At 72.2% G+C, this 10,076-nt stretch carries 9 protein-coding genes and 3 tRNA genes; 7 read left to right on the top strand and 5 right to left on the bottom strand.

What is annotated here, in order from left to right; translation table 11 throughout:
* The 3 genes from CCN29_RS30490 to CCN29_RS36405 form a co-directional block, all read left to right on the top strand.
* Positions 1 to 626: rod shape-determining protein (locus tag CCN29_RS30490; RefSeq protein WP_442538571.1), on the top strand; the 626-nt coding region annotated here is incomplete at its 5' end.
* Between the two features lie 170 nt (positions 627 to 796).
* Complete coding sequence (locus CCN29_RS30485) at positions 797 to 1,468, top strand: ANTAR domain-containing response regulator (protein ID WP_031018792.1); 672 nt, start codon at positions 797 to 799, stop codon at positions 1,466 to 1,468.
* Positions 1,469 to 1,537: 69 nt separating this feature from the next.
* Positions 1,538 to 1,708, top strand: a complete 171-nt coding sequence (locus CCN29_RS36405; protein ID WP_189408311.1) for a hypothetical protein — start codon at positions 1,538 to 1,540, stop codon at positions 1,706 to 1,708.
* A 52-nt stretch (positions 1,709 to 1,760) separates the two neighbouring features.
* On the opposite strand, the gene CCN29_RS30480 is transcribed toward CCN29_RS36405, so the two are convergent.
* The 3 genes from CCN29_RS30480 to CCN29_RS30470 form a co-directional block, all read right to left on the bottom strand.
* Positions 1,761 to 1,837, bottom strand: a tRNA-Ile gene (locus tag CCN29_RS30480).
* Positions 1,838 to 2,051: 214 nt separating this feature from the next.
* Positions 2,052 to 2,124 (bottom strand) — tRNA-Asn (locus tag CCN29_RS30475).
* A 5-nt stretch (positions 2,125 to 2,129) separates the two neighbouring features.
* A tRNA-Asn gene (locus CCN29_RS30470) sits at positions 2,130 to 2,202 on the bottom strand.
* A gap of 170 nt (positions 2,203 to 2,372) precedes the next feature.
* Here CCN29_RS30470 and CCN29_RS30465 point away from each other — a divergent pair.
* The 4 genes from CCN29_RS30465 to CCN29_RS30450 all read left to right on the top strand — a co-directional run bounded on the left by CCN29_RS30465 (position 2,373) and on the right by CCN29_RS30450 (position 7,982).
* Positions 2,373 to 2,678, top strand: a complete 306-nt coding sequence (locus CCN29_RS30465) for a hypothetical protein (RefSeq protein WP_006129687.1) — start codon at positions 2,373 to 2,375, stop codon at positions 2,676 to 2,678.
* A 38-nt stretch (positions 2,679 to 2,716) separates the two neighbouring features.
* Positions 2,717 to 4,168 carry a xylulokinase gene (locus CCN29_RS30460; protein WP_037816817.1) on the top strand — a complete coding sequence of 484 codons (1,452 nt, stop codon included), beginning with the start codon at positions 2,717 to 2,719 and terminating at the stop codon, positions 4,166 to 4,168.
* A gap of 152 nt (positions 4,169 to 4,320) precedes the next feature.
* Positions 4,321 to 6,054 carry an ABC transporter ATP-binding protein gene (locus CCN29_RS30455; RefSeq protein WP_006129685.1) on the top strand — a complete coding sequence of 578 codons (1,734 nt, stop codon included), beginning with the start codon at positions 4,321 to 4,323 and terminating at the stop codon, positions 6,052 to 6,054.
* Positions 6,054 to 7,982, top strand: coding sequence for an ABC transporter ATP-binding protein (locus tag CCN29_RS30450; RefSeq protein ID WP_086685747.1), 1,929 nt, complete (start codon positions 6,054 to 6,056; stop codon positions 7,980 to 7,982). Before CCN29_RS30455 ends, CCN29_RS30450 begins: the two co-directional genes overlap by 1 nt.
* Before the next feature lie 160 nt (positions 7,983 to 8,142).
* On the opposite strand, the gene CCN29_RS30445 is transcribed toward CCN29_RS30450, so the two are convergent.
* Positions 8,143 to 9,405, bottom strand: coding sequence for an RNA polymerase sigma factor (locus CCN29_RS30445; RefSeq protein WP_031018800.1), 1,263 nt, complete (start codon positions 9,403 to 9,405; stop codon positions 8,143 to 8,145).
* Positions 9,406 to 9,544: 139 nt separating this feature from the next.
* Positions 9,545 to 10,076, bottom strand: a 532-nt coding sequence (dnaG, locus tag CCN29_RS30440; protein ID WP_503167728.1) for a DNA primase, incomplete at its 5' end; no start/stop codon positions are given.

Genomic DNA, 10,076 nt, shown 5'->3' with positions numbered 1-10,076 from the left:
TGGACACGCTGATCGCGGCGGCCGTCGGCTGCGGGCTGCCGGTGGAGCGCCCCGAGGCCACCATGATCATGGTGTGCGGCGCGGCGGCCACCCAGGTGGCCGTGCTGTCGCTCGGCTCGATCGTGCGGGCCGAGCGCATCCCGGTGGGCGGCGAGGCGGTGGACGCGGCGATCGTGCAGCACCTGCGCCACCAGCACGAGCTGATGCTGCCCAGCCAGTCCGTGCGTCCGCTCCAGCTCGCGCTGGAGGGGAACGGGCTGACCCCCGAGGGGCCGGAGGTCACGGAGATCCACGGCCGGGACGTCGCCACCGGGCTTGCCCGGTCGGTGAAGGTGGACACGGCGGCGGTGCGGCGGGCCATCCAGACGCCGCTCACCGCCGTGCTGGACGGCATCGGCAAGGTGCTGCGGGACTGCCCGCCCGACCTGGTCGCCGACCTGGCCGACCGGGGCATCATGATGGTCGGCGGCAGCGCCCTGCTGCCGGGCCTGGACCAGATGCTGCGTCAGGCGACCGGTATGCCGGTGCACATCGCGGAGCGCCCGGAGCTGTGCGCCGTGGAGGGGCTCGGCGCGATGCTGGAGGGCCGTATCGCCCCGATGGTCCTGGACCCCCTGGGCGCCTGAGGCCCCCCTCAGCTCCGAAGACGCACCTCCGGCCTGCCCGCACCCCCGCGGGCAGGCCCTCGTGCGTTCCGGGCCGTTCCCTCACGGCGGTGTGTACCGCGGCTCAGGGCGGGCAGGCGCATCGGCAGCGCAGCACGCCGGCCACCCACGAGCACCGACAGGGCGGTGACATGACTTCCGCGGCTTCGTTCCCCCCGGGACGGCAGGACACCTTGGTCATCGGCGGTCGCATGGACGCGGACCGGGCGCTGCTCACCCCGCGCGGGGAGCTGGTGCGCGGCTGCGCCCAGCTGCTGGCGGAGAGACTGGCCGGGCTGCCCTCCGGCACGGCGCGGGTCGACCTGGACATGAGCGGTGTGCACTTCATGGACACCGCCGGTCTGGAGTTCCTGGAGGTGCTGCGCGAGCACGCGCGCCGGCGGTCCATGCCGGTCACGACGGCCCGCTGGAGCGGGCAGCCGCGCCGCATCCTGGAGCTGGCCGGGCTGGACACCACGGACCCGCTGCGCTCCCCCGCGCCGCGACCGTCGCCCGCAGGGTCGGCGGTGGCGCTGGAGCGCGAGGAGCGGCTGCACCTGCTCCAGGAGGAGGTGGAGCAGCTGCGGCAGGCCATCGCGTCCCGCCCGGTCATCGACCAGGCGCGCGGCATCCTGATGGCGACGTACGGCTGCACCTCGGACGAGGCGTGGCACATCCTGCGGCAGGCGTCCCAGCTGTCCAACACCAAGCTGCGGGCCGTCGCCGAGTCGCTGACGTCCTGCGCGGCGGCGGAGGGCACTCCCCCGCCGCCGGAGGTGCGCACGGCGCTGGCGCGCGCCCTCGCCCGCCGCGCAGCGCGGTGACATCGCCGCGCGCGGGGTACTCGTAGTCGCCATGACGACGACGGGCACCGCGACAGGGAGGCGGCACGAATGAGCGAGCACACTCCGTCCCAGGCCGAGGGCGACCGGGACGACAGCGAATGGACCGTCCCCGACGTGGTGCACACCACGCCCTCGCAGGCGGAAGGGGAGCGCGACCCGTCGGACGCGCCGACGGCGTCCGACGACAACGCCGTACGGGGGACGCACGAGGGCGGGTGACCCCGGTGCGGCGAAAACGCGGCGAAAGGCGGTTCCGTGGAACCTGACGTGATGGTGGGGCGGGTGGGACTCGAACCCACGGCCGACGGATTATGAGTCCGCTGCTCTAACCGGCTGAGCTACCGCCCCATAGCGGCGTGTCGCGTACATGTGTGCGCGCCGTCTGCCGCAGCATAGCCGCTCATACGATCTCCTGCTTCGGATGGTCGGCTGCGTACGGCCCTGTTGACCATGAAGACAGCGCCGCGCCGCGCGCGGTTCCACCGGAGACGAAACCGGACGCGAGAACCGGGCACGGAACCGGACATGAAAAAGGACCCCTTCGGGGTCCTCGTTCAGCATGCTCCCCCGACTGGACTCGAACCAGTAACCTGCCGGTTAACAGCCGGCTGCTCTGCCAATTGAGCTACGGAGGACCGAGCTCCCCCGACTGGACTCGAACCAGTAACCTGCCGGTTAACAGCCGGCTGCTCTGCCAATTGAGCTACGGAGGAATGCCTCGTTCTGCATCGAACGCACCCGCCTGGGTATCCGCCAGGGGGCGCGCGCTCGCTGCGACACATACATTAGCGCAAGCAGGGGGGTGCTCCGCCAATCGGTACTCCCCGGCCCGTCGCCGCGCCGGAGACCCACGCAGACTGGAACAACGGGAAGGGTGGCCGCCATGCGATACCGGCTCACGTTCGTCGCCGGAGTCGTCCTGGGTTACGTGCTGGGCACGAAAGCCGGGCGGGAGCGCTACGAGCAGATGAAGAGGTCAGCGCTTCAGCTGGCGCAGAACCCCGCGGTCCGCAACACGGCGGAGACCGCGGCCCAGCAGAGCCGTGACTTCGCCGACAAGGCGTACCACGCGGTGAGCGACAAGGTCGGCGACCGCATGCCCGACTCGGTCGCCCAGCGCGTGCACGCCCTGCGGGAGCGCACCGCGCACGGCCCGGCCGAGGACGACTGGGGCACGAGCAACACCTGACGGACACCGCATCTGTCCCCATGCGGCAAAATCGCCGTATGGGGATAGTCGCCGGGCTGGACAGTGCGCCCGATTTCACTCGCATCGTCGTCTGTGACACGGACACCGGGGCCGTGCTCAGGCAGGGGTACGCCCCGCACCCGGTGCAGGGTCCCGACGCCGGCCGTTCCTCGGACGTCGACCCGCAGGCCTGGCTGCTGTCCTTGGGCGAGGCCGCGAGCGGCGGGCTGCTGGAGGGCGTGCAGGCCATCGGCGTGTCCGCGCAGGCGGGCGCGCTGGTGCCGCTGGACGCGCAGGGCAACACGGTCCGTCCGGCGATGACCGGGGGCGACAAGCGCGCGCAGGTCGCGGCGGCCGATCTGGTCGACGCGTTCGGCGGGCGCGAGTCGTGGGCGCAGGCCGTGGGCTGTGTGCCGGGCGCCGCGCAGCCGGTGACCAAGCTGCGCTGGATGGCCCGTACGGAACCGGAGCACGCGGCGCGCACGGCCGTGCTGCTCCAGGCGCAGGACTGGCTGGTGTGGCAGCTGCTGGGCCGGCCGGTGCGCCGGACCACCGACCGGGGCGGCGCCTCCGGCACCGGCTACTGGGCGGCGGCCACCGGCGGTTACCGGCCCGACCTGGTGGAGCTGGCGCTCGGGCACCAGGCGATGCTGCCCGAGGTGATCGGCCCGGCGGACGCGGCCGGCACCACCCCCGAGGGGCTGATGATCTCCGCCGGCACGGCGGACACGATGGCGGCGGCGTTCGGGCTCGGCATCGGGCTCGGCGACGCGGTGGTGTCGCTGGGCGCGTCCGGCTCGGTGATGGCCGTGCACCCCGAGGCGCTCGTCGACCGCACCGGCATGATCACGTCGCTGGCCGACGCGACCGGCATGCACCTGCCCGTGGTCACCACGCTGAACGCGGTGCGGGCGCTGCGCGGTACGGCCGAACTGCTGGGGCTGCCGGACCTGGAGAGCCTGTCCGACCTGGCGATGAAGTCGACGCCGGGCGCGCACGGGCTGGTGCTGCTGCCGTACCTGGAGGGCGAGCGCACGCCGAGCCTGCCGCACACCGCCGGGACCCTCGCGGGGCTGCGGCGGGAGTCGATGAAGCCGGAGCACCTGGCGCGGGCGGCGTTCGAGGGGATGCTGTGCGGGCTCGCGGACGCGCTGGACGTGCTGCGCGGCCGGGGCGTGGAGGTGCGCCGGGTGTTCCTGCTCGGTCCCGCGGCCGAGCTGCCCGCCGTGCAGGCGGCGGCGCCCGCGCTGTTCGGGGCGCAGGTGGTCGTGCCGCAGCCCGCGGACTACGCGGCGACGGGCGCGGCCCGGCAGGCGGCCTGGGCGCTCGGCGTCTCGCAGGGCGTCCTCGATCCGCGGACCCCGCCGGTGTGGCCGGGTCCGGTGGCGCAGGTGCTGGACCCGGGCGAGGAGCTGGCGGTGGGTCAGGCGGTGCGCCAGCAGTACGTGGCGGTGCGCGAGCAGATCCACCCTGGGGCCTTCCAGCAGTAGGCCCGGGGCGTGCAGGCATAGGACCGGGGTCGTGCCGGCACTGGGCCTCGGGCAAGGGCCCGTAAATGGGTTGAGGTAACGCGGGTGGAGTGTTCGACGATAGGGGCCAAGGGCAACCGTTGGCCCCGCCAGTCCACTCCGAGAGATGCAGCGTGCTCATACGACTTCTTCGTGACCGCCTACGCCCCTACCAAAGACCCCTCGCCCTCCTGGTGGCCCTGCAGTTCCTCCAGACCTGCGCCACGCTCTACCTGCCCACGCTGAACGCGGACATCATCGACAACGGCGTCGTCCAGGGTGACACCGGTTACATCCTGGGCCACGGCGGTCTGATGATCGGCATCTCGCTGGCGCAGGTCGTCTGCAACGTCGGCGCCGTGTACTACGGGGCCCGGACCGCGGCGGCCCTGGGACGGGACCTGCGCGCCGCGGTGTTCGACCGGGTGCAGTCCTTCTCCGCCCGTGAGGTGGGTCACTTCGGCGCGCCGTCGCTGATCACGCGCACGACGAACGACGTCCAGCAGATCCAGATGCTCACCCTGATGTCGTTCACGCTGATGGTGTCGGCGCCGATCATGTGCGTGGGCGGTGTGGTGCTGGCGCTCGGCCTGGACGTGCCGCTGTCCGGGGTGCTGGTCGCGGTGGTGCCGGTGCTGGGCGTCTGCGTGACGCTGATCGTGCGCCGGCTGCGGCCGCTGTTCCGCTCCATGCAGAAGCGGCTGGACACGGTGAACCGGGTGCTGCGCGAGCAGATCACCGGCAACCGGGTCATCCGCGCGTTCGTGCGGGACACCTACGAGCAGCGCCGGTTCCACGGGTCCAACACCGAGCTGACCGACGTGTCGCTGCGCGCCGGCAATCTGCTCGCGCTGATGTTCCCGGTGGTCATGACGGTGGTGAACCTGTCGTCGATCGCGGTGGTGTGGTTCGGCGCGCACCGCATCGACAGCGGCGGCATGCAGATCGGCGACCTGACGGCGTTCCTCGCCTATCTGATGCAGATCGTCATGTCGGTGATGATGGCCACCTTCATGTTCATGATGGTGCCGCGCGCCGAGGTGTGCGCCGAGCGCGTCCAGGAGGTGCTGGACACCTCCTCGAGCGTGGTGCCGCCCGCCGCGCCCGTCACCGAGCTGCGCCGGCACGGGCACCTGGAGCTGCGGGGCGCGGGCTTCCGCTACCCGGGCGCCGAGGAGCCGGTGCTGAGGGCCGTCGACCTGGTGGCGCGGCCCGGCGAGGTCACCGCCGTCATCGGCTCCACGGGCAGCGGCAAGTCCACGCTGCTGGGGCTGGTGCCGCGGCTGTTCGACGCGACCGAGGGCGAGGTGCTGGTCGACGGGGTGCCGGTGGCGGACGTCGACCCGGCGCTGCTCGCCCGTACCGTCGGGCTGGTGCCGCAGAAGCCGTACCTGTTCGCGGGCACGGTGGCGACCAACCTGCGCTACGGCAACCCGGACGCCACGGACGAGGAGCTGTGGCACGCGCTGGAGGTGGCGCAGGGCAAGGACTTCGTGGAGCGGCTGGAGGGCGGCCTGAACGCGCCGGTCGCGCAGGGCGGGACGAACGTCTCCGGCGGTCAGCGCCAGCGCCTGGCGATCGCCCGGACGCTGGTGCAGCGCCCGGAGATCTACCTCTTCGACGACTCGTTCTCCGCGCTCGACTACGCCACCGACGCGGCCCTGCGCGCGGCGCTCGCGCGGGAGACGGCCGAGGCGACGGTGGTGATCGTCGCCCAGCGGGTGGCGACCATCCGGGACGCCGACCGGATCGTGGTGCTGGACGAGGGCCGGGTCGTCGGCACCGGACGGCACCAGGAGCTGATGGCGGACAACGAGACCTACCGGGAGATCGTGCTCTCCCAGCTGACGGAAGCGGAGGCGGCCTGATGGCGGGGCCTGGGGGCCGGATGACGGCCGGGGTCGCGCCCGGCCAGCGGTCGATCGACTTCAAGGGATCGAGCAAGCGGCTGCTCGCCCGTTTCGCGCCGGAACGGCTCACCGTGTACGGGCTGCTGGCCTGTGTGGTGCTGAGCGTGGCGCTCAGCGTGGTCGGGCCGAAGATCCTCGGCCGGGCCACCGACCTGGTGTTCGCGGGCATCGTCGGCCGTGACATGCCGGCGGGCGCCACCAAGGAGCAGGTGCTGGAGTCGATGCGGGAGCGCGGCGACGACCAGGTCGCCGACATGCTCCGCTCCACGGACTTCACACCGGGTCAGGGCATCGACTTCACCGCGGTGGGACACGTCCTGCTGCTGGCGACGGCGGTGTTCGTGGCGGCCGGGCTGCTGATGGCGGCGGCGACGCGGCTGGTGAACCGGGCCGTGAACCGCACCGTGTTCCGGATGCGCGAGGACGTGCAGACGAAGCTGTCGCGGCTGCCGCTGTCGTACTTCGACAAGCGGCAGCGCGGCGAGGTGCTGAGCCGGGCCACCAACGACATCGACAACCTGGGGCAGACGCTCCAGCAGTCGCTGGGCCAGCTGATCAACTCGCTGCTCACCATCGTCGGTGTGCTCGCGATGATGTTCTACGTCTCCTGGATCCTCGCACTGGTCGCGCTGGTGACGGTGCCGCTGTCGTTCGTCGTCGCCACCCGCGTCGGCAAGCGGTCGCAGCCGCACTTCGTGCAGCAGTGGCGCTCCACCGGCACGCTCAACGCCCACGTGGAGGAGATGTACACGGGGCACGCCCTGGTGAAGGTGTTCGGGCGGCAGGAGGAGTCGGCGCGGAAGTTCGCCGAGGAGAACGACGCGCTCTACGAGGCGGGGTTCAAGGCCCAGTTCAACAGCGGTGTCATGCAGCCGCTGATGATGTTCGTGTCGAACCTCAACTACGTGCTGGTCGCCGTCGTCGGCGGTCTGCGGGTGGCCTCCGGGTCGCTGTCCATCGGTGACGTGCAAGCCTTCATCCAGTACTCGCGGCAGTTCTCGATGCCGCTGACGCAGGTCGCGTCGATGGCGAACCTGGTGCAGTCGGGCGTGGCCTCCGCCGAGCGGGTCTTCGAGATCCTCGACGCGGAGGAGCAGAAGGCCGACCCCTCGCCCGCCGAGCGGCCCGAACTGCTGCGCGGCCGGGTGGAGCTGGAGCATGTGTCGTTCCGCTACGACCCGGAGAAGCCGCTGATCGAGGACCTGTCGCTGACGGTGGAACCGGGCCGCACGGTCGCCATCGTCGGCCCCACCGGCGCCGGCAAGACCACGCTGGTCAACCTGCTGATGCGGTTCTACGAGGTGACCGGCGGGCGGATCACCCTGGACGGCGTGGACATCGCGCGGATGTCCCGCGACGACCTGCGCTCCGGGATCGGCATGGTGCTCCAGGACACCTGGCTGTTCGGCGGCACCATCGCGGAGAACATCGCGTACGGCGCGTCCCGCGAGGTCACCCGGGAGGAGATCGAGGAGGCGGCCCGGGCCGCGCACGCCGACCGGTTCGTCCGCACCCTGCCCGACGGGTACGACACCGTCATCGACGACGAGGGCAGCGGGGTCAGCGCGGGCGAGAAGCAGCTGATCACCATCGCGCGGGCGTTCCTGTCGGACCCGGTGATCCTGGTGCTGGACGAGGCGACGAGCTCCGTGGACACGCGTACGGAGGTGCTGATCCAGAAGGCGATGGCCCGGCTGGCGCACGGCCGCACGTCGTTCGTCATCGCGCACCGGCTGTCCACGATCCGCGACGCGGACACCATCCTGGTGATGGAGAACGGCGCGATCGTCGAACAGGGCGCGCACGACAAGCTGCTGGCGGCGGACGGCGCGTACGCCCGCCTCTACAAGGCGCAGTTCGCTCAGGCGGTCACCGAGGTGGACTGACACCTCTCACCCGAGGGGCTGCGTTCAGCCCCTCCGGCGTTCGAGGAGCGGGGGTCCGGCGGCGACGCCCCTTCCAGCCCCCCCCGGCGTTCGAGGAGCGGGGGTCCGGGGGCGGCGCCCCCGGGACGGGACGGGAAGGGGCGGCGGGGGCGAGGACACCTCAGTCCAGATACCCGCGCAATTGGTCCGCGTAGGCGTGGTCACGGAGCTTGTTCAGCGTCTTCGACTCGATCTGCCGTATCCGCTCACGCGTCACCCCGAAAAGACGCCCGATCTCCTCCAGCGTGCGGGGCCGGCCGTCCACCAGCCCGTACCGCAGCTGCACCACCTTGCGCTCCCGCTCCCCCAGCGTCGACAGCACCGCCTCCAGATGCTGACGCAGCAGCAGGAACGCCGCCGACTCCACGGGGCTGGCGGCGTCACCGTCCTCGATGAGGTCGCCGAGCGCGACGTCGTCCTCCTCGCCCACGGGCGCGTGCAGCGACACCGGCTCCTGGGCCAGCCGCAGCACCTCGCCCACCCGCTCGGGCGGCAGCTCCAGATGGGCGGCGACCTCCTGCGGCGTCGGCTCGTAGCCGCGCTCCTGGAGCATCCGCCGCTGGACGCGCACCACACGGTTGATCAGCTCCACGACGTGCACCGGCACGCGGATGGTGCGGGCCTGGTCGGCGAGCGCCCGGGACATGGCCTGCCGGATCCACCAGGTCGCGTACGTGGAAAACTTGAAGCCGCGCGCGTAGTCGAACTTCTCCACGGCCCGGATCAGGCCGAGGTTGCCCTCCTGGACCAGGTCGAGCATGGTCAGCCCGCGCCCCACGTACCGCTTGGCCACGGACACGACCAGCCGCAGGTTCGCCTCGATCAGACGGCGCTTGGCCATGCGGCCCAGGACGACGAGCCGGTCCAGGTCGTGCGCGAGCCGGCTGTCCAGGTCGGGGGTGAGGCGCAGCTTCTCCTCGGCGAACAGGCCGGCCTCGACCCGGCGGGCCAGCTCCACCTCCTCGGCGGCGGTGAGCAGCGGGATGCGGCCGATCTCCCGCAGGTACTGGCGGAACAGGTCGGAGGTGGGACCGCCGGGCTCCGGCCGCACCGGCGGCTCGACGGGCTCGGCCGGCTCCACGGCCTCCGTCGGCTCAGGCTCGGGACCGGTCCCGGGGCGCTGTCCGACGCGGCTCTGCGCGGGCATCGCCACCAGCAGATCCGCGTCCGGCGCTGCGCCGACGACGTCGGTGTCGGTCTGGGTGAGGGTCTGGGTCTGCACGGGGGCGACCTCCAGGATGATCGCTGCCTGGGGGTGGGGCAGCGGTACTTCAGGGGCGGAGTCGACGGCCTCGCCGCTGTCCGTCCCGTACGCGATGAGCGGAACCGCGGGGGTGTGCGGCCCGTCATCGACGGGCCGGCCGCGCTCCGAGGACTCAGGCACCGCCCCCAGTGTGGGGTACGACACATCGTCACCACGAGGGGCGTGCGATGACTTTTTGCGTCCGGCCCGTCACGGCGCGGTCATCCGGAAGGCCCCCTGCCTCTACGGGACGCGGGGTGTCTCCTGGGGGAACGGGTGGCTACAGGGCCCCCGCGCCGTGCTCGCGCAGGGCCTGGTCGTACTGCTGGAGGACCCACAACTCGTTCTGCACGGCGGCGAGTTCGCCCGGGTCGCCGTGGTTGCCGAGGCGGGTGAGGCGGCTGGTGATGTCGCGGATGCGGCGTTCGACCGCGCGGCGGCGGACCGTGACGAGCTGGGCGCCCGCGTAGGTCTCGTCGACGTCCTTGACGCCCCGGTGCAGCATGATCGCCTCGACCGCCAGCTCCGTGACCATGGCGCGGACCGTGTCGTCGGGGGCCGCATCGCGGACGCGGATCAGGTACTCCTGCGGGTCCTGGACGCCGTACTCGGCGCCGCCCGCGTCCAGGATGGCCTGGCGCACCGCCGCGTAGGGCGGGGCGGTGAACTCGTCGACGCCGTACGCGTCGAAGGCCGGCGAGACCAGCTCCGGGCGCTGGAGGGCGAGCTTGAGCAGCTCGCGCTCGGTGGCGAAGACCGGGTTGCGCAGGTTCAGGGCGGGGCCGCGGGGGGCGGCCCCGCCCTGAACCTGC

The sequence above is a fragment of the Streptomyces pseudogriseolus genome, from assembly GCA_002154585.1.
GTDB lineage: Bacteria > Actinomycetota > Actinomycetes > Streptomycetales > Streptomycetaceae > Streptomyces > Streptomyces pseudogriseolus.
Note: the sequence above shows the minus strand (reverse complement) of the source record. Positions and strands in the feature narration are given on the sequence as shown.

Bases quoted from the DNA above. Each gene is read 5' to 3' on its own strand.
- CCN29_RS30485 (WP_031018792.1), top strand. From the start codon at position 797: ATGACTTCCGCGGCTTCGTTCCCCCCGGGACGGCAGGACACCTTGGTC.
- CCN29_RS36405 (WP_189408311.1), top strand. From the start codon at position 1,538: ATGAGCGAGCACACTCCGTCCCAGGCCGAGGGCGACCGGGACGACAGC.
- CCN29_RS30465 (WP_006129687.1), top strand. From the start codon at position 2,373: ATGCGATACCGGCTCACGTTCGTCGCCGGAGTCGTCCTGGGTTACGTG.
- CCN29_RS30460 (WP_037816817.1), top strand. From the start codon at position 2,717: ATGGGGATAGTCGCCGGGCTGGACAGTGCGCCCGATTTCACTCGCATC.
- CCN29_RS30450 (WP_086685747.1), top strand. From the start codon at position 6,054: ATGGCGGGGCCTGGGGGCCGGATGACGGCCGGGGTCGCGCCCGGCCAG.